The organism is uncultured Ruminobacter sp., assembly GCA_902764345.1.
In the GTDB taxonomy this organism is placed as follows: domain Bacteria; phylum Pseudomonadota; class Gammaproteobacteria; order Enterobacterales; family Succinivibrionaceae; genus Ruminobacter.
In genome coordinates, this window is sequence record CACWVT010000025.1 from 12,483 (window position 1) to 36,705 (window position 24,223).

The 24,223-nt window shown below is 41.6% G+C and carries 21 protein-coding genes; 2 read left to right on the forward strand and 19 right to left on the reverse strand.

Translation table 11 applies throughout. The annotated features are described in order from the left end of the window. Positions 1–6 precede the first annotated feature (6 nt). The 3 genes from QZU58_RS05905 to QZU58_RS05915 are packed head-to-tail and all read right to left on the reverse strand — an operon-like array spanning position 7 to position 2,157. A complete protein-coding gene (locus tag QZU58_RS05905) occupies positions 7–909 on the reverse strand; it encodes a PilW family protein (protein WP_294459661.1) in 903 nt (300 codons plus the stop codon). Beyond that, a complete protein-coding gene (locus QZU58_RS05910) occupies positions 909–1,523 on the reverse strand; it encodes a prepilin-type N-terminal cleavage/methylation domain-containing protein (protein WP_294459659.1) in 615 nt (204 codons plus the stop codon). The genes QZU58_RS05905 and QZU58_RS05910 overlap by 1 nt, the downstream gene beginning before the upstream one ends. 10 nt (positions 1,524–1,533) lie before the next feature. Then, a complete protein-coding gene (locus QZU58_RS05915) occupies positions 1,534–2,157 on the reverse strand; it encodes a GspH/FimT family pseudopilin (RefSeq protein ID WP_294495672.1) in 624 nt (207 codons plus the stop codon). Between the two features lie 718 nt (positions 2,158–2,875). Here QZU58_RS05915 and QZU58_RS05920 point away from each other — a divergent pair. Further along, the gene (locus tag QZU58_RS05920) at positions 2,876–4,027 is read left to right on the forward strand and encodes a type III PLP-dependent enzyme (protein ID WP_294495673.1); all 1,152 of its coding nucleotides are present in this window, start codon (positions 2,876–2,878) and stop codon (positions 4,025–4,027) included. 248 nt (positions 4,028–4,275) lie between these two features. Here QZU58_RS05920 and QZU58_RS05925 read toward each other — a convergent pair whose 3' ends face one another. Then, positions 4,276–5,463: a 1-acyl-sn-glycerol-3-phosphate acyltransferase gene (locus QZU58_RS05925; RefSeq protein ID WP_294495674.1), complete on the reverse strand. Its 1,188-nt coding sequence runs from the start codon at positions 5,461–5,463 to the stop codon at positions 4,276–4,278. Between the two features lie 329 nt (positions 5,464–5,792). Between QZU58_RS05925 and crp the strand changes: the two genes are divergently transcribed. Further along, entirely contained in the window at positions 5,793–6,431 is a 639-nt protein-coding gene (gene crp, locus QZU58_RS05930; RefSeq protein ID WP_294459651.1) for a cAMP-activated global transcriptional regulator CRP, read from the forward strand. Between the two features lie 204 nt (positions 6,432–6,635). Here crp and QZU58_RS05935 read toward each other — a convergent pair whose 3' ends face one another. The 15 genes from QZU58_RS05935 to pilM all read right to left on the reverse strand — a co-directional run bounded on the left by QZU58_RS05935 (position 6,636) and on the right by pilM (position 24,214). Then, positions 6,636–7,841 (reverse strand): acetylornithine/succinyldiaminopimelate transaminase, encoded by a 1,206-nt coding sequence (locus tag QZU58_RS05935; RefSeq protein ID WP_294495675.1) that lies wholly within the window; start codon positions 7,839–7,841, stop codon positions 6,636–6,638. A gap of 180 nt (positions 7,842–8,021) precedes the next feature. Beyond that, the gene (locus QZU58_RS05940) at positions 8,022–11,129 is read right to left on the reverse strand and encodes an efflux RND transporter permease subunit (RefSeq protein WP_294495676.1); all 3,108 of its coding nucleotides are present in this window, start codon (positions 11,127–11,129) and stop codon (positions 8,022–8,024) included. Next, positions 11,126–12,253 (reverse strand): efflux RND transporter periplasmic adaptor subunit, encoded by a 1,128-nt coding sequence (locus QZU58_RS05945; protein WP_294459646.1) that lies wholly within the window; start codon positions 12,251–12,253, stop codon positions 11,126–11,128. Before QZU58_RS05945 ends, QZU58_RS05940 begins: the two co-directional genes overlap by 4 nt. A gap of 32 nt (positions 12,254–12,285) precedes the next feature. Further along, positions 12,286–13,284 carry a tryptophan--tRNA ligase gene (gene trpS / locus QZU58_RS05950; protein WP_294495677.1) on the reverse strand — a complete coding sequence of 333 codons (999 nt, stop codon included), beginning with the start codon at positions 13,282–13,284 and terminating at the stop codon, positions 12,286–12,288. A 152-nt stretch (positions 13,285–13,436) separates the two neighbouring features. Then, complete coding sequence (locus QZU58_RS05955; protein ID WP_294495678.1) at positions 13,437–14,129, reverse strand: HAD family hydrolase; 693 nt, start codon at positions 14,127–14,129, stop codon at positions 13,437–13,439. After that, complete coding sequence (gene rpe, locus QZU58_RS05960) at positions 14,129–14,797, reverse strand: ribulose-phosphate 3-epimerase (protein ID WP_294495679.1); 669 nt, start codon at positions 14,795–14,797, stop codon at positions 14,129–14,131. The genes QZU58_RS05955 and rpe overlap by 1 nt, the downstream gene beginning before the upstream one ends. Further along, the gene (locus QZU58_RS05965; protein ID WP_294495680.1) at positions 14,794–15,042 is read right to left on the reverse strand and encodes an SPOR domain-containing protein; all 249 of its coding nucleotides are present in this window, start codon (positions 15,040–15,042) and stop codon (positions 14,794–14,796) included. Before QZU58_RS05965 ends, rpe begins: the two co-directional genes overlap by 4 nt. A gap of 242 nt (positions 15,043–15,284) precedes the next feature. Then, a complete protein-coding gene (locus QZU58_RS05970; protein ID WP_294495681.1) occupies positions 15,285–16,991 on the reverse strand; it encodes an ATP-binding protein in 1,707 nt (568 codons plus the stop codon). Between the two features lie 386 nt (positions 16,992–17,377). After that, on the reverse strand, positions 17,378–18,454 hold the full coding sequence (aroB, locus tag QZU58_RS05975; protein ID WP_294460711.1) for a 3-dehydroquinate synthase: 1,077 nt from the start codon (positions 18,452–18,454) through the stop codon (positions 17,378–17,380). Further along, the gene (gene aroK, locus QZU58_RS05980) at positions 18,454–18,981 is read right to left on the reverse strand and encodes a shikimate kinase AroK (protein ID WP_294495682.1); all 528 of its coding nucleotides are present in this window, start codon (positions 18,979–18,981) and stop codon (positions 18,454–18,456) included. Before aroK ends, aroB begins: the two co-directional genes overlap by 1 nt. A gap of 170 nt (positions 18,982–19,151) precedes the next feature. Then, the gene (gene pilQ, locus QZU58_RS05985; RefSeq protein ID WP_294495683.1) at positions 19,152–21,254 is read right to left on the reverse strand and encodes a type IV pilus secretin PilQ; all 2,103 of its coding nucleotides are present in this window, start codon (positions 21,252–21,254) and stop codon (positions 19,152–19,154) included. 20 nt (positions 21,255–21,274) lie between these two features. Next, positions 21,275–21,811: a pilus assembly protein PilP gene (locus QZU58_RS05990; protein ID WP_294460700.1), complete on the reverse strand. Its 537-nt coding sequence runs from the start codon at positions 21,809–21,811 to the stop codon at positions 21,275–21,277. Further along, on the reverse strand, positions 21,811–22,548 hold the full coding sequence (locus QZU58_RS05995) for a type 4a pilus biogenesis protein PilO (protein ID WP_294460699.1): 738 nt from the start codon (positions 22,546–22,548) through the stop codon (positions 21,811–21,813). Before QZU58_RS05995 ends, QZU58_RS05990 begins: the two co-directional genes overlap by 1 nt. Next, positions 22,548–23,159 (reverse strand): PilN domain-containing protein, encoded by a 612-nt coding sequence (locus QZU58_RS06000; protein ID WP_294460697.1) that lies wholly within the window; start codon positions 23,157–23,159, stop codon positions 22,548–22,550. The genes QZU58_RS05995 and QZU58_RS06000 overlap by 1 nt, the downstream gene beginning before the upstream one ends. Then, the gene (gene pilM / locus QZU58_RS06005; protein WP_294460694.1) at positions 23,147–24,214 is read right to left on the reverse strand and encodes a type IV pilus assembly protein PilM; all 1,068 of its coding nucleotides are present in this window, start codon (positions 24,212–24,214) and stop codon (positions 23,147–23,149) included. Before pilM ends, QZU58_RS06000 begins: the two co-directional genes overlap by 13 nt. Between the last annotated feature and the right edge of the window lie 9 nt (positions 24,215–24,223).

A 24,223-nucleotide genomic window follows, 5' to 3' on the forward strand; every position in this document is an offset into this window, starting at 1 on the left:
CACCTCTTAATCATAATTTTGCGGATTGTTTAACAAAGATACGGTACCAGAAATAATCTTATGCATTCTGGTAGAATCCTGAATGGCATACGTTCCGTACCCTGCATCAGCGAACCCATCAAATAACGTAATTTCTGCACCATTGCCGGATCTCACCACGCGCTGACCAGTTCCCTGAGAAGTAACCATATAATACTTTACAAGATTAACATCTTTCCAAAGATTATTCGCATTCAAATATTCAGCCGTATAATACGAATCAGAATCCGCTTCACCTTCTCTTGTAGTTATTCCGTACAGAACCTGCATGTCAACTACGGAAGAATCAACTACAACTGGTGCATTCAAATTCCAATCACTAGCCCCCTCCAATGCATGCTGATTACACATCAGCCCATCCGGTCCGACATACAATATCATCTCAAGCTGAACCGTATTTGGAACATTCACACCTCTACAGTCAAAAATAAAACCATTAGCCGTAGGATCGCCAAAGAATGATGAATTATCACTTACATCATCAGCTACAGATGCACCAAAGAATCTAAACTTTACACTGTTAGACGTATTGTTGTTCAGATTGGTTGTCTCTCCACCTAAAATGAAAACATCATCTGTCCAAGCACGGGTATTATTTAAGTCGCTACCGTTAAATCCTGTAGCAACACTATTAAAATGATAATTCTGAATAACCCTTCTATAGTTTATATAACCAGCCTGAAACATGAGTGTATTGACAATATTATCAACCTGTCTCGCACTCTTGCTAGATCTGGCTGTAGCACTTGATATACCAAAGTTTAACCAGCTAGATGTAACCATCTGATACAGACCGGCAACTATAATGGAAGCGACAAGAATACTGATCATTAATTCTATTAAGCCAAAGCCTTTTTGATTAAGTTTCATTACAGCATTACCTCCACCTTACTGCACACAACGCCAGCAGACACGCGGTCTTGATTATATTTTTCCCCTCTCTCATTCTCGTTGAGCGGGCAATATTTAGCAACGGTCACTGACTCAACGTCCTGAGTCTGATCCTGTCTAATACCTGCTTTTTTGGGAACATATGCAAAACTTATTCTCAGCCTATAAGAATAAATTTCAGTTTTGGGCACATGACGACGATCCAATTGGAATGCAATATCATGGGCAACAATTTTATTTGACTGTTCTATCTGAGCGCATATATCACTAACCCCAAATCCCAAAACCGAGTTGACTGTTGTGGTTTCTCCCCTATGCCAAAGTTGGCCGGGTGCATTTTCACAAGTAAAAGCTATTCTGCTAATATTCTCTGTCTCAGTCGGCCAGTTCAAAGTTGAAACAGATCTGGTACTTACCTGAAATAATTTCACAAAATCATTAAGTACGGCTGTTTCTGAAGTTCTTGAGTACGATCCGCTCAACGCTCTTGTACTGTATGCCTGCAAAGCGGCATAACCTAACAATGCAATTGACACAATAAGCATTGACACCATAAGTTCCAGTAATGAAAAACCCTTCTGTTTTCTTAACATGTTATCCCTCCTAGAACCCTGCGCAGTTATTGTTGGTATCATCAAAAGCCTTGGTTATGTCACCTGACGGTCTCATAACTATCGTCCATGTGTTAGTCCTACCGCCAATCACGCGGCACACCTTAATGGTCACGTTCCCCTGAGCTGCATCCAGATCAAATTCATCATTTCCAGAGATTACTCTCGACATTCCGTTAGGAAGAAAATTAATATTTGCGTTATGATCGCTGTCGCTTGCCACCGTACCTGCTGCAGTGGTCGGAAAAACCCCCAATCTGATATTGGAATCAGCAATATCCAATTCAGACAGTATATCGTCGTTTTTTCCGTCGTAATCACCTCTCTTCAACGTATATTTGGCGTTTTCGTATACGAAGAAACCGCTCTTCCAATCTCTGGAACCTGCAACAGTATTCGGTGAAATGGTTACTAATTTGTTTCGTTGCTGTGCAGAAGTTCTTGCCATATCAAGCTCAGAAATCACCTTTTCAGCCAACGTGGCAAGATCCTGTTCATAACGCCAATTCCTCATTGCAGGAAGTGCAGTTAACATTAAAATACCCGCGATAACTATTGCTATAACCATTTCAATTAATGTAAAGCCTTTTTGACCACGAGTTTCAGGTGACGACATGCTTCCACCTCCTGTGTACAACATACCCGTCATATTCAGATAAGTCATAATAAACTCCGTTAGACTCAATTTATAATAATCCACACTCCTCAATTTTAATTAGTTTTTTAATCTTTGTTACACTTGAGTTAAATATTTGAGAGATAAATACAAAAAAAATCACAATAATGATAACATTATGTAAACGGTTCCATTGTTTTGTGCGAAATCAATCAATTTTTTAAAGAAGAGTCTAATGATACGCACGTCATTGTGTGATCTGACATCAAAAAAACAAGTAGTCAATGTTATAACAAGGTTGTGATAAGCTCATAATTTGGTAGTAGTGACACGTACCCGCCATTCTTATCGCCCCGTAAGTCCTCTATTGATCTTCCAAATATTTAAGAAATTTATAAAAATCATCTTTCATTATCCCCTAATTCGTGAGCATCTAAGGAAACTTAGGCTTTTTGCATTTTTGCATATATTATATTTATAATTTAATCTATAATTTTTCGTTGAAAAAATGACATTTTATAAAAAAAAATAATTTTTTTTGGTTATCCGAAAATATTTATTGCACAAAATTACGTTTTTCACAATAATGCACAAACTAAAAAAATTTTAAGCTTTATCAGAGGCACTTTTTATAAAAAAACATCTCTCGAAAGAGGGCTTCTGATAATAATCTTTTGGCAGGGGTGCAAACCCATTTGTGAGGTGCTACTAGAAGCCCATGAACAATTTATTCAATACTAAACTTAATTATCGCGAACTTATCAATAAGCATGGTTCTCCTTTATTGATATTAGATAAAGCCACAGTTCGTTTTCAGTATCAGGAACTCTCAAGAGCTCTGCCGGGCGTGACCCTTCATTATGCATTAAAACCGCTACCAAACAAAGACGTCGTTGCTTCTCTTCTTGAAGAAGGTGCCTGCTTTGATCTCGCTTCCAAGGGAGAAATTGACCTCGTAAGATCCTTAAACATTGATCCTCTGCAGTGCATTCATACACACCCAATCAAGAAAGATCTGGACATCAGATACTCTCTTGATTATGGTTGCAACACATTTGTAGTGGATAATGCGGAAGAAGCCAAAAAATTCATTCCGTACAAGAACGATGTTAAGCTTCTTGTCAGGGTAAGCTTTCCTAATCCGGAAACTCCTGTGGATTTGTCAAAAAAATTCGGGGTTCTGCCAGGGGACTGTCTTGAACTCTTAAAGTTGGCAGGAAGTTTGGGATTGAATATTCACGGCCTGTCATTCCATGTAGGGTCTCAGGTTCCTAACGCCAACAGACATGTTGAAGCCATAAATGACTGTGCCCAGATTATCAAGGAAGCTGCCGATGCGGGTATCAACCTTAAGGTTCTTGATATCGGCGGTGGCTTCCCTGTAGATTACGAAAAGGCTGAAAGCACAAATATATACAGTTTCTGTGCCCCTATCCGTGAAGCGTTGAAGCAGATACCTGATGACATCAGGGTTATCGCAGAACCGGGAAGATTCCTTAGTGCTCCTGCTATGATTAACATCTGTACCGTTGTCGGCAAGGCCGAAAGATTCAACAAGCCTTGGTATTACCTTGACGACGGTGTGTACTGCAGCTACAGCGGTCAGATTTTCGACCATGTAATCTATCCTAAGTTTACACCTTATGTTGACGGTGATAGAGAAGAATCAGTTCTTGCCGGCCCTACCTGTGACAGCATAGACATCATTGCCGAAAACATCAAGCTTCCAAAGCTTGATATCGGTGACATCGTTGTCGGAAAGATGATGGGAGCATACACCATCTCCACAGCAACTGAATTCAACTTCATCAACAAGACAGACATTCTCGTTATCGATACCGAAAGGGATGCAGAATATCAGAATGCCTAACGCAAGTTGACACCTGGACAAGCAATAATCAGCAAAAACTGCCGAAAGGCAGTTTTTTTTTGCATCTTAGTCAAGATTGTTTTCAGTGAAAATCATTGAGGCCATGCAAACCGTCCTGCCGCAATAACTTCAGGTCGTTGAATGCACCGGGAGCCTGTAAATAAAAAGGCCTCCCATCCTAAATTCCGTAATTTACGAAATTAAAACATGGGAGGACCTATATACCCGTAAGACATAAAAATTAAGTCTTAGGACTTCTTTGCATTCTGCTGATTGAAATAAGGTGCGGCATACATTTTCTTTACATAATCGCGAAGCTTAGGATCAATTCCAGATATTCTATCTTCAAATTTCTTCTTTTCTTCTTCACTTACACCTTCAGTAACACCTGCTGAAAGAAGACATGACGGGAACATGGCATAATTTGCATAAATAAAATTATCTATGGTTTCAGCCAATTTCTCAGGGGTCTCAAAATCTCCGGTAAGAGGATCGCCGGCCACAATGTTGACCCTCCCCTTATAACCGTTTATACCGCCCACTATGCTGTCAATGTCTTCGAACTGAGACTTGACATAACTGCCGTTCTTTTCAGTCTCATACAACTCTTTTGCCTTGGCTGCGTCACCGGGATCAAATTCATACGTAATTGATACCGGAACAATATTCAGTGTCTTAACATACTCAGCAAAAGTAAGCTTCTTTTTCTTGCCATACATGTAAAACATCTTCAGAATCGCTTCTTCGGTCTTGTCATTACCATCCTTGGCTCTACCTTCCCTCTGAGCAATCCACACATTATGATTTTCCTCGATGGAACGGCCGATATATTCACTTAAATGAGCAAGAGCCTTTAACTTATCCCTGCCCTGGACGGATCTTTTAACAATAAAGCTTTTGTTTAAACGCATAAGATCAGTAGCAACCTGCATACGTAAAAGATTATCACCGATGGCTATCTTTACGGTATCCAGATTATTAAAGTAACATGCCATGTCAATAAATGCGGGATCCAGCGATATATCGCGGTGATTTGAAATAAACAGATATCCTTTTTTAGGATCCAGCTTTTCGAATCCCCTGCAGGTAAATCCGTCAGTGGTATCCCTTATGATACCTTTCATAAACTTGGCAACATATTCCTGAACCTGAGCTATTGTCCTGACCCTGGAGAAGCGCATCTTTAAAACAAACTTTATAAACGGCTTGCCCAGTTTTGACAGAAAATCAGGCAGAAAACCGAATATTCTCTTATAGATGCCGGTAACCAGCTCTTCATTATCCAGTATACTCTGTATGGCATCATGAACCTCATCATCACGATAATGTCTGATATCGTCAAACTCGGAAGATTCAGTAGTAATCACTTCTGCGGCTTCTGTCTGAGATAAAACCTTCTGACTTTCACTGTTCTGAGCGGAAGAATCTGTGCTCATTTAAAATTTCTCCAAATCCAGAAAAATTATTCCTTCGTGTTTAAAACTTAATTTATAGACCTGCAGTTACCACCTCAAAACTTGTTAAATGCAGGTTATCAACTTTACAACTACATGATATAATACACTAGAGTGATTAATATCACAGGATGTATCTAGCATGTGGCAAAGATCTTAATATACTAATGCAATTTTAGCAAATATTGAGTATCATTCAGAAATGAATGTATGTTTGGTTATTAAAGTCTATGCCTAAGATAGCACCTGAAAGATGCATCTTTTGTAATCAAACCTGATAAAAAGGTTGATAGCGTATATAAGGATAAATAATGTTTATTGGAAAACCTCAATCAGACCCAACTCAGGAATGGTTTCTATCTCACTGCCATGTGCATAAATATCCGGCTAAGAGTACTCTGATTCACGCCGGCGAAAAAGCTGAAACCCTTTATTACATCGTCAAGGGATCAGTTGCCGTATTGATTAAGGATGAAGAAGGAAAGGAAATGATTCTTTCTTATCTTAATCAGGGAGATTTTATCGGAGAATTAGGTTTATTTGACGAATCTGAAGATCCGATTCGTACCGCATGGGTTCGTGCAAAGGGTCCTTGTGAAATTGCTGAAATTTCATATAAGAAGTTCCGTCAGTTAATTCAGGTTAATCCTGAGATTCTGATGCGTCTGAGTGCCCAGATGGCTCGCAGATTGTCAAAGACCAGCGGTAAAGTCGGTAATCTTGCCTTCCTCGATGTTCAGGGTCGTATCGCACGTACTCTCTTCAACCTGGCTCACCAGCCTGATGCCATGACTCATCCGGACGGTATGCAGATTAAGATAACCCGTCAGGAAATCGGTCAGATTGTTGGCTGTTCAAGAGAAACTGTAGGCAGAATCCTGAAGATGCTTGAAGAACAGAACATCATCAGTGCTCACGGTAAAACCATCGTTGTGTTTAATACCCGTTAACACACACAGGTTTTCTCAAGGAATATCATTACCCGGCATCCTTTCAGAAGCCGGGTTTTATTTATCCAGTTCATATATCTTAAAGGTTTAAAGCACCTTTCAAAACCTTTCTGGCAGGACAGTAGATCCCCCTTACCAGATAAACAGAAGGAGATAACCGACGGCTACCTCCTTCCTTAAACACTAAAATATCAGCTTTTCAGATTAGCAGGAAAATACCACTGCTAAAGCCTTATCCATACGAGCAAAGCCTTCGTTAATATCGTCAACTGTAATATTAAGCGCAGGAACGGTTCTGATAACACTGTGCCCCGCAGTCAGAACAAACAATCCCTGATTCAGACATTCAGAGGTAATCTTCTTCAGCAGAGATTCATCCTTCAGTTCAGCACCAATCATCAAACCGACACCGCGAACTTCCTTGAAACAGTCGTACTTGGCATTAAGCTTTTCATAATGCTGTCTGAATAAATCAGCCTTTTCAGTAACTTCATTTAAGAAACCAGGTCTGTTAACCAGTTCAAAAGACTTACAGCCAACAGCAGTGGCCAGAGGATTGGAACCAAAGGTGGTACCATGAAGTCCAGGCTTGAAAACAGATGCTACTTTATCCTTAGCAAGCATTGCTCCGATGGCAATACCTGCACCCAATCCCTTTGCTGAAGACATAATGTCCGGTTCAACCTGATAGTACTGGTATGCGTATAAATAACCCGTTCTGCCGAAGCCGGTCTGAACTTCATCAAAAATCAGCAGTGCATCATTTTCATCACAAAGCTGGCGAACCCCTTTGATGAATTCAGGATCTGCCGGAAGGATACCGCCTTCACCCTGAATAGGTTCCATGATGACCGCACAGGTTCTCTCTTTTGAAATCAGAGACTTAAGCTGTTCAAGATTATTGAACTCGGCGTGAATAATGTCACCTGGTAACGGACCAAAACCTTCACAGTATTTAGCCTGACCACCAACCGTAACATCAAACAGGGTTCTTCCATGGAAACTGTTATAGAATGATATTATCTGAGATTTTTCCTTTCCGTACTTCTCAAAAGCGTATCTGCGGGCAAGCTTTAATGCAGCTTCATTGGCTTCGCCGCCTGAATTTGCAAAAAATACCTTATCCGCAAAGGTACTCTCTACCAGATGCTTAGCCAAAGTGATTGCAGGCTCTGTGCACATATAGTTTGAAATGTGCCACAGCTTATGAGCCTGTTCATCCAGTGCAGAAACAATTTCAGGATTGCAGTGTCCCATTACGTTGACAGCGATACCGCCACCGAAATCGACATATTCCCTTCCTGCATCATCCCAGAATCTGGAGCCGCTTCCCTTTACCGCTACAAATGGAGCCGGACAGTAAACACCCATCAAATACTTATCAAAATCTGCTCTGGTAACATTACTCATACAAATTCACAACCTCACTAATAATTAAGCGTCTATATTCAAACAGAAGTGCTTAATTCTACAACAAGCAACTGTACAATACAGTTGAAACTTACATTACGATTATACTTCTTTTTAATAATTATGCAATAATTCTGCATAATTATTCAGTATCAAACATAACATGATTTACACGAAAAATTATGCCGTTTTATCGTTTTCTTCAACGTCGGCAAGTTCCTCTTTCAGACGCGCAACATGGGTCCCGGGAACCGAAGTTAATTTCGCCAGCAGATAATAGAACCCCGGAAGGACGACAAGAGTAATCAGTGTTGCCACGCTCATTCCAAAGAATATTACTGCACCGACGGCTCGACGGCTTTCAAAACCTGAACCGTTCGCCATAATAAGAGGAAGAGCTCCTATAATTGCCGTCAGGGAAGTCATCAGAATCGGCTTTATTCTTCTGACTGATGCCTTAATGGTTGCGGTCATAAGATCCGGAGCTGATTCCCTCAGCTGATTAGCAAACTCCACGATAAGTATGCCGTTCTTGGTCACCATACCTACAAGAAGAAGAAGCCCTATCTCACTGTATATGTTTATTGACAGCTTCATTATCCACAACCCGAGAAGTCCTCCGAAAATACCTAGAGGAATGGTAATCATGATTGAAACAGGATGAATCAGACTTTCAAACTGAGCTGCCAGAACAAGATACGTTACGATGACTGACAGCAGGAAAACCATCAGCATTTCATTCTCACTGTCCCTGAAATTCCTTGATTCACCGTTAAGTGAAACACTCATGCTTTTATCAAGGTTCTTGACAGCCCAGGCATCCATCCAGTCCAAAGCTTCCCCGAGACTCTTGTCAGCGGCAGGATGAGCAGAGATGGTAATTGCCTTCTGACGATCGAAATGAGGCAGTTTTCTGGCTTTTGCAACAAGTCTGAACTCGGCGACACTGCCAAGTGAAACCATCTCTCCGTTTTCTGTTCGGATGTTTAATGAAGCAATGTCGGTTATATCTTTAAAAAGTTTCTCTTCGGCCCTGATATATACGTTATATTCCGTATCATTCTCTTCAAAAGACGTTTTTGTGGTACCACCAAGATAAGTCTGCAGGGCATTCGATATATCTGTCATGGTGACACCAAGAACGGCCGCCCTGTTATAATCAATCACAGCTTCAATTTCCGGCGTTCTCGCACTGTAGTTGCTGTCTGCATTAACAATAATGCCTGCTTCATTGGCATCCTTTATCAGTCTGAGAGTCATATTATTAATCTGATCGAAACTGTTTCCCTTAATCACATACTTTATCGGAGAACCAGACGTTCCCTTAAAACCCGGCTGATATATGTACACTTTCAAATCAGCTATGTGTTTAAGCTTATCATTGAGATATTTGATAAACTCCGTTGACGTTACGCTTCTTCTGCTCCAGTCCTCAAGCTGTATAACTACGAATCCGCTTTGATCCGACCCCTGACCTAACGACGGAGTACTGAAACTTACGGACTTTACAACACCGTTACCCAACATTGGCAGAAGTTCATCCTCCAACGCAGTCATACTGCGTTTCATTCTGTGGATGCTTGCCCCTTCCTCACCTAAGGCATAAATATAAATTACACCTCGATCCTCGCTTGGACTTAGCTGATGCGGAATTACCTGATAAAAAAGAAACATCAGACCCACAATGGCAACAAGGATTGCCGGATACAGATAGACTCTTCTAAGCATCTGGTGCAGGAACCTTTCATAAACAACTTCCAGAATACCTATAAATCTGTCAACCAGACCAAAAAGCTTCTTTCCTTCCTTCTTCCTCTTAAGAACAAAACCGCACATGGCCGGACTCAGTGTAAGAGCCACAAAACTCGAAAAGAAAACTGCCATGGAAATCAGAACGGCAAATTCAACAAACATCTTTCCGGTAACACCTCTGATAAACACAAGAGGCAGAAATATGATTATGAGAACAACGGAAGTGGACACTATGGCAAACCCCACTTCCTTCGAACCTCTCCAGCATGCGGCAAGAACTCCTTCACCGCTGTTTATGTGAAAGGATATATTTTCAACCATGACAATCGCATCATCGACAACCAGACCTATTGCAAGTATAAGACTGAGCAGTGTGATGATATTTATTGAGAACCCGAAAAAATATGCTCCGATAAATGAGGCTATCAGAGAAATCGGCACGGTCAGTGCAGGAATCAGTGTTGTGTTCCATGAACCTATAAACAGGTACAGCACGACAATTACAAGAAAAACTGTTATAGCCAGAGTCTCATAGACCTCTGTAATGGAATTCTGAATGTATACGGTGCTGTCAAAATCAGTATCCAGAACAAATCCGTCCGGCAGGAACTGTTTCAGTTCCTCAACCTTTTTCCTGATATTTCGGGATACATCAAGAGGATTGGCATTTGATTGAGGAATAACCCCTATACCTATACTTGAAATGCCGTTACGATGATATATGCTTTCCTCATTCTTGGCTCGGGTTTCAATGACTGCCACATCACGAAGACGGATGGTTTTGTCCATACCATTATGTCTTATCGGCAGCAGTTCAAATGTTTTTGGATCAATGTATACCCTTTTAATCTGAACAGGAAACACCATGTCCTGATTTCGGATTTCACCGCTTGGCAGTTCTATATTCTCATCACCGATGGCGTTTCTTATATCTTCTACGGTAACACCCATTACAGCCATCTTCTGTGGAATGAGACGTACGTACAGTACCTTTTCAAGGGCCCCAACAAGTTCAATCTGGGAAACTCCGTCAACAAGACTCAGGTTCTTTTCAAGAACATTGGTTGCATAATCTGACAGATTTACCCTGTCAACAACAGAACTGGAAAGATTCAACCACAGGACAACCTCTCCGTCACCACTGTCTCTTGATACCATCGGTTCATCTATGTCATCGGGAAGCTTTTTACGGGCATGAGAAACTGCGTCACGAGCATCTGACACAGCTTCAAGCATGTCTTTACCGCTTTTAAACTCTATGGAAATCCAGGAACGGCCGCTTCTGCTGTTGGAAGATATCTTACTTATACCGGAAATACCGGAAAGTTCATTTTCTATGACGCGGGTAACCTTTGATTCCACTACCTCAGGAGAAGCTCCAGGGTATGTAGTTATAATCGTGAGTGAAGGATAATCTATATTGGGAAGTTCACGGATCGGAAGTCGAAAAAAGCATACCAGTCCGAATATCAGTAACAATAGACTCATGACTGATGCAAAAATCGGTCTTTTTATTGAAATTTCACTTAAAATCACAACATCTGATCCCTGGTACCGGTTTTATCTTTTTTCTTAAGAGGCACCTCACCGCTGACGGCCTCAATGTCTTCCTGCTTGATGACGGCAACCGTATCACCGTCATGAATTCTGTTTACCCCCTCAACAACTATCGATGTTCCAACCCTAAGTCCCTGATTTACGGCAACCATGGCTCCGTTCACGGGACCTAAAACAACCTTTCTTCTGAATACCTTATTCTCTTCGTTAACAACAAATACGTAACGATCTTCACCGGCATATACAAGAGATTTAAGCGGAACTACGGGAAGCTTTTCGGAAGCCATGTTCATGGAGACCTCAAGCATCATACCGTCAAGAAGTTTAAATTCCTGGTTATCGAAGTAAATACGCACACCAACGGCAAGTGTATCAACATTAACGTGAGTATCAATCTGCTTAACCTTTCCGCTGAATATATGCCCAGGCCAGGCATCGGTTGTGGCAGTAACCTCCTGCCCTACCACGATTTTGGATAGAAAACGCTCAGGAATGGGAAAATCCACATAAACCTGACTAATGTCATCAAGCTGAAATAAAACGGTCTCAGGCTTAACAAACTGGCCGGCCGTGATATTATGAAGGCTGAGAATTCCGTCAAACGGAGCTGTTATATCTCTCGCATTAAGCTCAGCCTGTCTTGCATCAACCACCGCAGTCTGACTCTTGACAAGTGCCCGTATCTGCTCATAAGAATCCTGACTGACAACCCCTTTGTTTATAAGCTTTCCGGACATCTCAAGGCGTCTCTGGTAATTTTTGAGAACCACCTCAGATTCCTTAAGCAAAGCCTTGTGTCGGTCATTCTCCAGCTGAACAAGCAAATCACCGGTCTTTACCATCTGTGTCGGGCTGACAAAAACCTTAGATATTCTTCCCGTAACTTCAGAAACAATCTGAACGGATCTGTTAGCATGAACCCTACCTACAAGAGGCAGTCTTGTACCTGCAGAAGAATACTCGACTTCAGCAATCCTAACCGTAGTCGGTACTGACTTATCCCTCAGAACAGCCGGATACTTAAGAATTGATGAACAGTTAACGGCATACAGCACTCCGCAGATTACCGCCACCGATAACAAACCGCCTATAATTCTCCACATACCGACTGTCCCATAATTAAACAGATCTTAGGTTACAAAACAAAACCCACGGCCTTATATACCTTATCGATGATTACCTGTGCTCTCTCAGAAGCCTTGTCTGCACCTGTTCTGAGAACTTCACGCAGATATGATTCATCCGCACGGAGTTCCTTATAGCGGTGCTGAACAGGTTCAAGGAAAGCCACTACGGCATCAGCAACCTCAGTCTTAAGATGACCATACATCTTACCTTCAAAATGCTTTTCCAGCTCTGCAACAGGAGTTTCAGTTACCGAACTCATCAGATCAAGAAGATTTGAAACACCGGCCTTATTCTCCCAGTCATAACGCACAACAGGAGGTTCGTCACTGTCGGTTACGGCTTTTTTAAGCTTCTTGATGATACTCTTCGGATCTTCAAGCATGGTAATAACGTTGTTTCTGTTATCATCAGACTTTGACATTTTCTTGTGAGGATCCTGAAGGCTCATCACGCGTGCACCTGATTCAGGAACAAAACCCTTTGGTAAAATAAAAATATCACCATAGAGCTGATTAAATCTGTATGCTATATCTCTTGTCAGTTCAAGATGCTGAAGCTGGTCCTCACCAACGGGTACAAGACTTGCCTGATATAAAAGAATGTCAGCAGCCATAAGAACAGGATAATCAAACAGCCCGGCTGTAGTACCGGCATTGCCGTAACGCTGAGACTTGTCCTTGAACTGGGTCATACGGCTAAGTTCACCCATCTGAGTATAACAGTTAAGAATCCATGCAAGCTGAGCGTGAGCAGGCACGTGAGACTGAAGAAATAAAGTACACTTTTGAGGATCTATGCCTATGGCAAGATATAAAGCCAGAGTATTAAAGCTTGCCTCATGAAGTGCGGCAGGATCCTGTCTTACGGTTATCGCATGCTGATCCACAACACTGTACACGCAATCGTACTGCTCCTGCATTTTCACCCATTGGCGTAATGCCCCAATATAGTTACCAATGGATAATTCACCTGAAGGCTGAGCAGCACTAAACACTATTTCTTTCATGGTAGTAAAAATTCCTAATTCATATAAAAGCCCACAACGGGACTTAAGATGTATCTTTCTCCGGATATCTCTGCAGACGTATCCGTAAAGTGTTACCGATTAAACGTTCGATGGATATTATAGCCCAAATAACTGAAACTCATTGAAAAAAGCTAATTAGGATCCTTAATAATTGCCAAAATATCCCGGAAATCATCGATAATCCTAAAAGCGCCCAATTTCTGAAAATCCACTCCCTGATTGTACCCAAAGGTCAGCGCTATCCCGGGAATACCGGCATTTACCGCAGCAAGAATATCGTTTACGGAATCTCCAACCATCCAAGAATCATCAACACTTACTCCAAGTCTTGAAGCAGTGTATAACAACGGAGCCTTATCAGGTTTCTTTTCAGGAATAACCTCACTTCCGAGCCAAAAATCAAAATAATCAAGAAGACCAGACGGTTCCAGAACAGGTTCAATGAACCGGTGAGGCTTGTTAGTAACCACGGCAAGTCTGATACCGAGATTCTTCAGTTCAGAAAGGGTATCAACAACCCCCGGATAAATCTTTGAACTGCAGTCACAACAAGATAAATAAGTATCATTAAAAACAGATCTGGCTCTGAAAAGTTCTTTATCATCCACATCAGTTAATGAAATATCCCTTCGACCGGCCAGAGCCCTGGCTAGGAGCATTGTTGCTCCGTTACCTATGTAACTTCTGAGAGCATCCATTGAAATTTCTTTTTTCCCCAGATCTCTCAGAGCGGCATTTACGGCAATGCCGAGCTGAAATGCCGTATCAGCCAGAGTTCCGTCAAGATCGAACATAATTAATCTGGGAACCCCTTGCCGATTCATCAGACTTTCTCCAGTTCAGAACGCATAGAAGCAATAACCTTTCTGTAATCGTCGGCTCCAAAAATTGCAGAACCAGCAACAAACATATTGGCTCCTGCGGAAGCAATTTCCGCAATATTGTTCGGCTTTACACCACCGTCCACTTCAATCACAAGATCATCCCTGCCATTTGCTATAGCAGATTCTTTCAAGGCTCTAATCTTTGCCAAAGCACTAGGAATAAAACTCTGTCCGCCGAACCCCGGATTAACTGACATAATTACAACCATGTCAAGCTTATCCCAAACATAATCAAGCACATTTAGCGGTGTTGCAGGATTCAAAGCAAGACCGGCTCTGCACCCACGACTTTTAATAAGTTGTAAAGATCTGTCTACATGTCTTGAAGCTTCAGGATGAAATGTTATGCTGGTTGCACCGGCATCAGCAAAAGAACCGATTAGCTCATCTACCGGAGTTACCATTAAATGTGCGTCTATCGGAGCGGCAATGCCAAATTTACGCAAAGCACTGCAGATCTGCGGTCCAAACGTAAGGTTAGGTACATAATGATTGTCCATTACATCAAAATGAACAACATCAGCTCCTGCTTCCAAAACCTCCTTAACATCATCACCTAAACGAGCCAAATCGGCAGACAATATTGACGGAGCAATTATATATTTCATTGAATTTCCTTCTTAACTGCAGCAATGTTCTTTGCCCAAGGTTTGGTCTTTCTGATGGCCTCAGGCAGACCAGAAATGGATTGTGTCGCTGAACTTCTGTCCTTAAAATCGCCATACATAACTATGTACTGCTGATCCTTCTTTCTGAAGAGAACCCAACTGTTCCCCACCTTACGGGCAACCCTTTGTGCCTCATCCTTTTTAGAAGTTGCAACTAACTGCACAGTATAATGAGAATCATTCAATTCTTCAAAAGGTAATTGCTTATTATCCCCGGTAACACTCTGAGAATTACGCTCTTCCTGTTTCTTATGCTGAGCATCGGCTCTTGCTTTTTCTTCCGCAGCTTTCTTTGCCGCATCTAATTTTGCCTTTGCTTCAGCTTCTGCCTTCGCCTTTTCTTCTGCTGCCTTCTTTGCAGCCTCTAATTTTGCCTTTGCTTCGGCTTCTGCCTTAGCCTTCTCTTCAGCAGCTTTCTTTTCTGCCTCTAATTTTGCCTTTGCCTCGGCTTCTCTGCCTCCAGTTTCGCCTTTGCTTCGGCTTCTGCCTTAGCCTTTTCTTCTGCGGCCTTCTTTGCGGCTTCCAGTTTTGCCTTTGCTTCAGCTTCTGCCTTCGCCTTTTCTTCTGCGGCCTTCTTTTCTGCCTCCAGTTTCGCCTTTGCTTCAGCTTCTGCCTTTGCCTTTTCTTCTGCGGCCTTCTTTGCGGCTTCCAGTTTTGCCTTTGCTTCGGCTTCTGCCTTAGCCTTTTCTTCTGCAGCCTTTTTTGCAGCCTCTAATTTTGCCTTTGCTTCGGCTTCTGCCTTAGCCTTTTCTTCTGCAGCCTTTTTTGCAGCCTCTAATTTTGCCTTTGCTTCGGCTTCTGCCTTAGCCTTCTCTTCAGCAGCTTTCTTTTCTGCCTCTAATTTTGCCTTTGCCTCGGCTTCTGCAGCTTTCTTTTCTGCCTCCAGTTTTGCCTTTGCGTCAGCTTCAACCTTGAGCTTTTCTTCCGCTTTTATTAAATTTTCGTGCCTTGCGTTATTTTCCGCAATATCCTTGGCTTTAGCTTCTATATTAGCCTCAGCCCTCAATTTATCAACAGTTTCGCCGGTATCATTCAAGCCTGAAGATTTAGCGGTTGCACCAGTAACAATATCGGCACTGTCTTCATCAGAAATTACTATTTTCTTTTCAGGAGATGCAGAATCTTCGTTTTTTGAAATGTTTGCTGAACTTCCCTCAGACTTTGAACTTACACTCCCTTTCTCTTCCACTATTACAAATGGATTCAAATCCTCTCGAGGTCGACTGAGTTCAGGTGCCAGTGAATCAACATTTCTGTCGTCATTTTCAATGAGACTCTGCATTTCTCTGACACTGGTATTATGTTCATATGCATATTCATCATTCACAAGAGGTTTATTCTGATTCTTGATAACATATACAAGGATTCCAGCTACCGTGGCGGCTATGGCTGCTCCGCCAAACAACGCTGTCAGGACAGCTTTCTTTCGCTTTTTGGCCCTTTCTATTGGATTGTATTTATTACAGTCAACATCAGAAATCCCCTCAATCATACTCTTGATGGCCCCCGGATTTCCTTTTGCTGCCTGTAACTCCCTGCTGTTCTTTAATGAACGGTCGTCAAGACCGCGCATCCCGACCTGACTGCCATAATAATGCATTACAAGTATACTTTCCTGCATGCTTATCGGTTTTATCTGCATCTCCATAGGTTCAATTGCAAGGGAATTAAGCTGCCTTACCTTCTGAGATAATTTTGAGGATGAGGATACGGTAGCTACAATTGAAAAAAGCTGTTCTTTAGCATAAGTACTGTAGATGTCAGCAAGTTCGGATATAAAGCGATCGGCAACATTATCAAAATCATCAATAACGATAAGGACTCGTTTACCATTGAAATTAATCTTCTGAACAGTACCTATCAATTTATCATTAGAGTTAATCTTATTTGTTTTGGATATCTGATTAAGCAGTATCTCTCTGCACTTTGTCAGATCATGATTACCAGCTCCCGGGATATATGCCTTTATAAACTTATCATCGACAGCAGAAATCAACTGTTCACATATAACTGTTTTACCGGCCCCGAGACTCCCCTTAAGAATAATAAAAGGAGCCCCTACAGATATCTGGTATTTGATTCTTTCAACTAATGATTTTTGACTTGTTAATTGAGGCAGCTGTTCTAAAGCCATGATCTTTCTTTTCCCTACTATATGTCCAACTGTTCATTGGCAGTTAATTATTATAATTAGCACCGTTTCCGCTAACCGCCATGAACACAGATAAATTTTCATGGTAAATCTCGGCAGTTAACAATCTGTTATAACGACCTGTTGGTTTTCCGGTTCGTGATCTGTTCATAAGTGCTTAATGCAGGCCATTTAACGACTTCAGATCCCAACGAAGGAATTATAATAAATAATTGACCGACCATACACATATAAAAAATTTTTAACATTAAGACTGTGAATAGACTTGAAAAAATAATGAAACTGCTTTCTGTTTGAATTTTCAATAAAAAAAGAGGGCAAATCAATAATTTTCCCTCTTTTTACCTCATAATAAGAACCACAAATAATTATCTGGTTGCGTCTTCTATTTCCTTAAGCGTCAGATCATCTTTCACTGAAGACTGACCTAAAGAATCCGGAATAATATAGCGTATTTTTCCATTTACAGCCTTTTTGTCATGAACCATAAGCTTCAGGAAATCATCGGTGGTCATGCTGTCAGGCTTGGAAACAGGAAGCCTGTTGTTCTTCAAAAGACAGACAATGCGTTCAAACTCTTCCTCGGAAACAGAACCTCTGGAAAGAGCTACACGGGAAGCCATAACAATACCTGCCGCGACAGCTTCACCGTGAAGCCATACACCATATCCCATAAATGTCTCAATGGCATGTCCAAACGTATGGCCGAGATTTAGTATTGCACGAATTCCACCTTCTCTTTCATCCTCATGTACAACAGCAGCTTTTATTGAACAGCATCTGTGAACAACTTCTGAAATCACGTCAGAATCAAGTTTCCAAATATCATCAGTATGTTCTTCAAGATATTCAAAGAAGGATTTGTCCCAGATAATGCCGTATTTAATTACTTCAGCCATACCGGCAGCCAGTTCTCTTTCAGGAAGCGTCTTAAGACAGAACAAATCGATTATAACGGCCTTAGGCTGGTAAAACGCACCGATCATGTTCTTACCGAGTGGGTGATTTATACCTGTTTTACCGCCAACAGAGGAATCCACGTGCGATAAAAGAGTGGTCGGAACCTGAACGAAATCCACCCCACGCTGGAAGGATGCGGCTGCAAACCCCGTCAAATCGCCGATAACTCCGCCCCCCAAAGCAATAAGAGTAGTATCACGCCCACAGTTATGCTCAAGCAGAAAAGTCATAATCTGATTAAAACTTTCAAGATTCTTATACTTTTCACCATCAGGCAAAATACAGCTTGATACCTTATAACCAAGTCTTTTGACAGATTCCTCCAACCTGGATAAATACCAGGTACAGACTGTGGTATTTGTAACAATGACGACATTACCCTTCTTCTTGATGCAGTTTCCCCATACATCCTCACGATCAAGCAATCCACCATCAATATATATAGGATAACTGCGTTCTCCAAGTTCAACCATTAACGTCTTCATCATAGTTCCTTCATAGCTTCATATTTATCTATAATCTGTACGGCAATCTGTCTTGCAGAATACTGATCTGTTTCAACGACGATGTCAGCAACTTCCGTATAAAGCGGTTCTCTTTCTGCCATAAGTCTCTGTAGCGTTCCTAAAGGATCCGGGTTGTTAAGGAGTGGTCTCCTTGTGTCACGACATGTTCTCTGATACTGTTTCTCCACTGAAGTTTTAAGATACACAACAACCCCTCTGGAAGACAGAGCGCTTCTGTTATGAGCGTTTTTGACAGCTCCACCACCGGTAGCCAGAATAATACCTTTCTTCTGTGTCAACTCATCGATAACTGCTTCTTCTCTTTTTCGGAACCCTTCCTCACCCTCAACATCAAACACCCATGAAATATCGGCCCCGGTTCGTTTTTCAATTTCTGTATCGGAATCAATTAAAGGAAGAGAGGTAAGCTCGGACAGAATTTTTCCTATAGTACTCTTACCGGCCCCCATAGGCCCAACTAAAAAAATACTCTGACATTCAGACATAATATTTAACAGCCTTACATGAATTATGGTTACGGAAATATAAAAGAATAAGCTGATTATAACTTATTTTCCTGTAACATGCGCATTATAAAGACCAAGCATGAAAAATTGTCGACCATAAAAAAAGGCTGTCAGAGACAGCCTTTTTACTACCTAATCAAAATGCAGTATTACATTGCTTCCTTAAGAATGTGAGGAGTAATGAATACAAGCACTTCCCTCTTTGAGTTGGTGTTATCAACACTCTTGAACAACCAGCCCAGTACTGGGATGTCACCAAGTAAAGGAACCTTCTTCACAGTACGTGATACTGACTGCTGGAAGATACCACCGAGCACCAGAGTTTCACCGTTACCAACAAGAACCTGAGTTTCAAGTTCGCGGGTTTCAATTGAAAGTGAAGAGGTACCGAATGACTTAACTTCATCACCCTTATCATCCTGAGTAATCTTCAGGTCAAGGAATACTGAATCGTCAGGAGTAATCTGAGGAGTAACCTTCAGACTTAATACAGCCTTCTTCCATTCGATGGTAGTTGCACCACTTGAAGCGGAAGTGATTGACGGAATTTCATAACCCTGTTCAATGTAGGCTTCCTTCTGGTTAGTGGTTGTAATACGCGGACTGGAGATGATATCAGTACGCTTTTCGGTTTCAAGAGCCTTAAGAGCCAGATTGATGGCAAAATTCTTGGTTATACGGCCAAGTGAGAATGTACCACCATCAGCAGGAACGTCGGTCTGGGTACCACTACCTGCATACCACTTTTCTGAGTTATTAGGTTTACCGGTGTTTAAGGTACCGTTGTTGGTATCCATCTGCCAGTTAATACCGAGCGCAGTTTCAGCTGATTCATCAATTGAAACGATTCTGGCTTCAATAACAACCTGCTGTACTGGAGTATCAAGGGTCTCAACGAGTCTCTTGATGTTAGCAATTGATGCCTCAGTATCCTTAATAATAAGGGTATTGGTTCTTTCATCAACAGTTACTGTACCACGTGCAGAAAGAAGACTGTCGTTTGAATCAGCACCAGAAGAACCGTTTATGTTGTTTACTGAATTAGCTCTAATTGAAAGCTCTGAATCCTTTGTTGAAATCAGCTTCACGAAATCAGCAGCCTTAGCGTAATTCACCTGAATGAACTCAGTAACCAGAGGTTCCTTAGCGGTCTTCTTATCCTGTTCTTCGAGCTGTTTCTGCTCATACTGGGCAAGTTCGTCCTGAGAACCAATAAGAAGAATTGTACCTTCAACTCGCTTGTCAAGCCCTTTAACACGAAGAATGGTATCAAGAGCCTGATCCCAAGGCACACTGTCGAAGTTAATGGTGATATTACCACCAACAGAATCATTCATAACAAGATTCAGATTAACTTCCTGAGCGAGTACCTTTAATGCAGAGCGAACAGGTACGTCCTGGAAAGATAATGAAATCAGCTTACCGCTGTACTTCTGAGTATTATCAAGCTTGATTACCGGCTTCTTCTTAGCAACATTGATTACAATGGTTTCGCCAGACTGATCATATTTTGCATCATATTCAGAGTTGTACATGGTCATATCAAGAACAGCACCATCTGCAGTCTGAGACACGTCAATAGACTTTACCTGGGTAGCGTAATCTGCCACATCCATAACAGCGAGTAAGTCCGGGGCCACGTTAGTACCATGGAACTTGGCAATCAGATGTGAACCCTTATTCTGAAGATCAAGAGCTGCGCTCTTGTTATCCAGATTCACAACAACAAGACCATCACCTGCAGAGTTCTTCTTAAATGACAAACCATTGATACGGTTAATACCGCCAGCAACGGATCTATCAGCATTTGTCTTAACGATATCTGAACTGGTCACACCATTACGTGCAGCAGTTACACGAGGATCGTTACCGATGGTTACGTACAGCGAATTGTTCTGCTGAGAAACTTCGTAAGGCACTAAAGAATCCAAACCAAAAACAACATCAAGACCGTCACCATTCTGAGTCACGTTCATCTTATTGATGCCTCTGACATTAACATCAAGAGAATCCTTCAGAAGTGCTGACTCAGCGTCAGAAAGATTGATAATTAACTGTTCAGGCTGATACTGCAGTCTGTCCTGATATGAACCTATAGGACCATCAAACTGAAGTTCAATCTTAGTCTGACTTGCGTACTGATCATTAACCTTAACGTTTTCGAGCTTGGTAGCTGCCTCGGCAGGCAGTACAACGCCAGCCACGGTAGCCAGCATTACAAAAAGCCCTAATTTATTTTTTTGTAAATTCATAATAATTCCTGCCTGCTAAACTATTCCGCTGTAATTATATCTAAACGACTGGAGCGCTTATCCCAACAACCCTTACCGTCGGAAATAAACTCTTCAACTTCAACTGAGTCAGGTGCAACACGTACAACCTTACCAAAATTCAAACCCATATGCATGCCAGGGGTAACATTAACGAGCACACCGTCGGCTGTCTGAATAATCGCCTTAAGCTTACCATCAATGCTGATTGTCCCCTTCATGAAAAGATTATCCAATGCGAACTGTTCGAGTTCTTCCATCGGTCTTTCACGATCTGGCTGTTCACAATCCAAAGGCTTAAGAGGCTGAACCATGGAAATCTCAGGCTTTGGAAGCACAAACGGCATTCTATCAGTCTTAGGTTCAAACTTCATGGCCACAAAGGTATTCACCTTAGGCAACTCTTCAATGCGTGAACTTGCCTGTCTTAAAGCATTCTGTGCATACTGCTGAATGTCATCAACCTGTTCATATTTTCCACATGCACTCACGCTGACAGCAGTTGTTAGGAGCAAAGTAACTAATGCTAACTTCTTCATTATCTGCCTCCTCTGTTTCTTCTGCTGGCGCGATCACCGCCCTTCTTCTGTACAGTATTATTGTAACGGAAGGTCTTTGCCAACATATTCATTTCGAGAAGTTCACCATCACTCACTGCAGGCTGAGCTTCCTGAGTTGAAATAGTGGTTACATTACTGCCTGCACCATCCTTAGGTCTATCTTCAGCAGCCTTAACAGCCTTCTGCTTGGAAGAATCAACATGCTTTAAAGAGAACTTATCGATGGTAACAATTCGAGGTAATGCAGCAACATCTGCAGAGAAGCTACCTAACTGCTGATAGGTACCTGTTACAAAAATGCTCATAGGTAATTCAGTATAAATTTCCTGAGCAATTTCATTTTCCCACTTAATACTGATAAGGTTCAAACCATTATCCTGAGCGATAAAGCTGATGTCATCAAGGAGATTTGCTACCTCATTGCTGTTCGGCAACTGACGGAGCTGAGCATCAAGCAGACTTTCCAATTCAACAATCTGTTCCTTGTACTGCTCAAGATTCACAGCCATCTTTGCCTTTTCATCGAACTTAACCTGAAGCTGATGTTCAGTTTCTTCTTTCTGTTCCAGTTCATCAAGCTGATCCTGATTGAAAAGGAAGAACGATGCGCCGACAATCACTGCAGTCAAGAGACCGCCCACGGCATATCTTACGGTTACCGGCCAAGTTTCAACCTTACTAGGATCGAAATTGCCCATACCAAGATTACTAGCCATTATCTACCTCCTTTCTTTGCATTGTCTTGCGCACCGGCGTTATTCTGTGTGTCAAGAACGCTGAAGAACATGTCAAATGCATACAGTCCGTCAGGAAGAGTAGGAATAATCTTCTTACCGTCTCTAACTTCAGCCTTAGTCTGGGTAATGGAACCATTACCTAACCACTGACTGTTGTCAATGTTACGCAACATTGATGACAGACGAGGATTGGACTCAGCCAAACCACCAACCTTAACAATACGGTTATCATAATTCATATAACCGAGATATACACCTGAGGAAACAAGTGTAGGCAAATCAGAATAGAGATGTACCGGAATATTGCGACTCTGCTGAAGCTTATCAATTGCGTTCATACGATCAATAAGTTCCTGACGTCTCTGTTTAAGTTTTTCAATCTCGGCAATCTTCTGGTCAACTACCTTGATCTCATTCTCCCACTGTGAATTTCTGGAATTCTGTCTAGAAATCTGCATATCCAAAGCAAAGAAGAAGAGAATGGCTATAATGGCACCGGCTACAAAGAAAATGAACATTAACTTGAAAAAGTTCTTTCTCTGACGTTCCTTTATTACCTCACGCCATGGTAAAAGGTTTATATTGGACATGGTTCAAAACTCCTTAAAGCCAGACCCAAAGCAGTCATGTACTTATAACCCTGAGGGTTTTCTTCACTCTTGAATTTAGGGAACTGCTTAAAGATGTCAGGACACTTAACATCCTTTCTCAATAAAGAAACCATCTGTTCAGTAAGACCGTTTAAGAGGCAACCGCCACCGGTCAGTACAATCACATCAAGATCATGGTGAGTTGATGAAGAGGTGAACAGCTGAATATTTCTCTTAATATTCTGAGCCAACTGAGTCATAAACGGATTTATTACTTCAGTAGTTGCATCTGCTGGCATTCTGTTCTGAATCTTTGACTTTTCTGCATCTTCGTATGGTAAGCCGTATGCGTTACACAGATTCTGGGTAACATTGTCACCGCCGAAATTCTGCAGACGCTGATAAATAACCTCACCCTTGTACACAACACCAAAGGTTAAAGTCACGGCACCGACATCAACAATACCTACAGGCTTGTCGTCACAGAGAACGTCAAAACCAGGAATTAACTGCTTAACGGCTCTCGCCAAGGCATGAACAGAAACATCCACAACCTTAACTTCCATACCCAAGGTATCAAAAATCACTACGCGATCTTCAACACTTGAAGTACGGGCACCGCTGATTAAAACATCCTGTTTTTGGTTGTCAACGAAATTATCACCTAGGACTTCATAGTCAAGATTAATTTCTTCCAGTGGGAAAGGAATAAGCTGTTCAGCCTCAGAATTAATATAATTACTTAATTCTGCATCACTCTGATTAGCATCTACCTGTATTACCTTGGAAATCACACTTGACCCCGAAACTGATGTTGCTATGTATTTTGGTCTCTGTCCAATGTGCTTCATCAAAGTTCTGCAGGCATTAACCACCTTTTCCATATCATGAATCTGGTAATCAACTATAGATCCCTTTGGAGTTGGGACCTCAGCGACCGCAGTGATTTTAACATCATTAGGCTTTCCACTTATAGCAACAGCCTTTATAGATTGGCTCCCGAAATCCACACCTAGGAGGGGATATAGGTTACCTTTGTTTTTCATTCCAGCCATATATTGCAT

Excerpts from the sequence above, each read along its gene's own strand:
- QZU58_RS05905 (WP_294459661.1), bottom strand. The coding sequence starts at position 909 with ATGAAACTTAATCAAAAAGGCTTTGGCTTAATAGAATTAATGATCAGT.
- QZU58_RS05910 (WP_294459659.1), bottom strand. The coding sequence starts at position 1,523 with ATGTTAAGAAAACAGAAGGGTTTTTCATTACTGGAACTTATGGTGTCA.
- QZU58_RS05915 (WP_294495672.1), bottom strand. The coding sequence starts at position 2,157 with ATGTCGTCACCTGAAACTCGTGGTCAAAAAGGCTTTACATTAATTGAA.
- QZU58_RS05920 (WP_294495673.1), top strand. The coding sequence starts at position 2,876 with ATGAACAATTTATTCAATACTAAACTTAATTATCGCGAACTTATCAAT.
- QZU58_RS05925 (WP_294495674.1), bottom strand. The coding sequence starts at position 5,463 with ATGAGCACAGATTCTTCCGCTCAGAACAGTGAAAGTCAGAAGGTTTTA.
- crp (WP_294459651.1), top strand. The coding sequence starts at position 5,793 with ATGTTTATTGGAAAACCTCAATCAGACCCAACTCAGGAATGGTTTCTA.
- QZU58_RS05935 (WP_294495675.1), bottom strand. The coding sequence starts at position 7,841 with ATGAGTAATGTTACCAGAGCAGATTTTGATAAGTATTTGATGGGTGTT.
- QZU58_RS05945 (WP_294459646.1), bottom strand. The coding sequence starts at position 12,253 with ATGTGGAGAATTATAGGCGGTTTGTTATCGGTGGCGGTAATCTGCGGA.
- trpS (WP_294495677.1), bottom strand. The coding sequence starts at position 13,284 with ATGAAAGAAATAGTGTTTAGTGCTGCTCAGCCTTCAGGTGAATTATCC.
- QZU58_RS05955 (WP_294495678.1), bottom strand. The coding sequence starts at position 14,129 with ATGAATCGGCAAGGGGTTCCCAGATTAATTATGTTCGATCTTGACGGA.
- rpe (WP_294495679.1), bottom strand. The coding sequence starts at position 14,797 with ATGAAATATATAATTGCTCCGTCAATATTGTCTGCCGATTTGGCTCGT.
- QZU58_RS05970 (WP_294495681.1), bottom strand. The coding sequence starts at position 16,991 with ATGGCTTTAGAACAGCTGCCTCAATTAACAAGTCAAAAATCATTAGTT.
- aroB (WP_294460711.1), bottom strand. The coding sequence starts at position 18,454 with ATGAAGACGTTAATGGTTGAACTTGGAGAACGCAGTTATCCTATATAT.
- aroK (WP_294495682.1), bottom strand. The coding sequence starts at position 18,981 with ATGTCTGAATGTCAGAGTATTTTTTTAGTTGGGCCTATGGGGGCCGGT.
- pilQ (WP_294495683.1), bottom strand. The coding sequence starts at position 21,254 with ATGAATTTACAAAAAAATAAATTAGGGCTTTTTGTAATGCTGGCTACC.
- QZU58_RS05990 (WP_294460700.1), bottom strand. The coding sequence starts at position 21,811 with ATGAAGAAGTTAGCATTAGTTACTTTGCTCCTAACAACTGCTGTCAGC.
- QZU58_RS05995 (WP_294460699.1), bottom strand. The coding sequence starts at position 22,548 with ATGGCTAGTAATCTTGGTATGGGCAATTTCGATCCTAGTAAGGTTGAA.
- QZU58_RS06000 (WP_294460697.1), bottom strand. The coding sequence starts at position 23,159 with ATGTCCAATATAAACCTTTTACCATGGCGTGAGGTAATAAAGGAACGT.
- pilM (WP_294460694.1), bottom strand. The coding sequence starts at position 24,214 with ATGGCTGGAATGAAAAACAAAGGTAACCTATATCCCCTCCTAGGTGTG.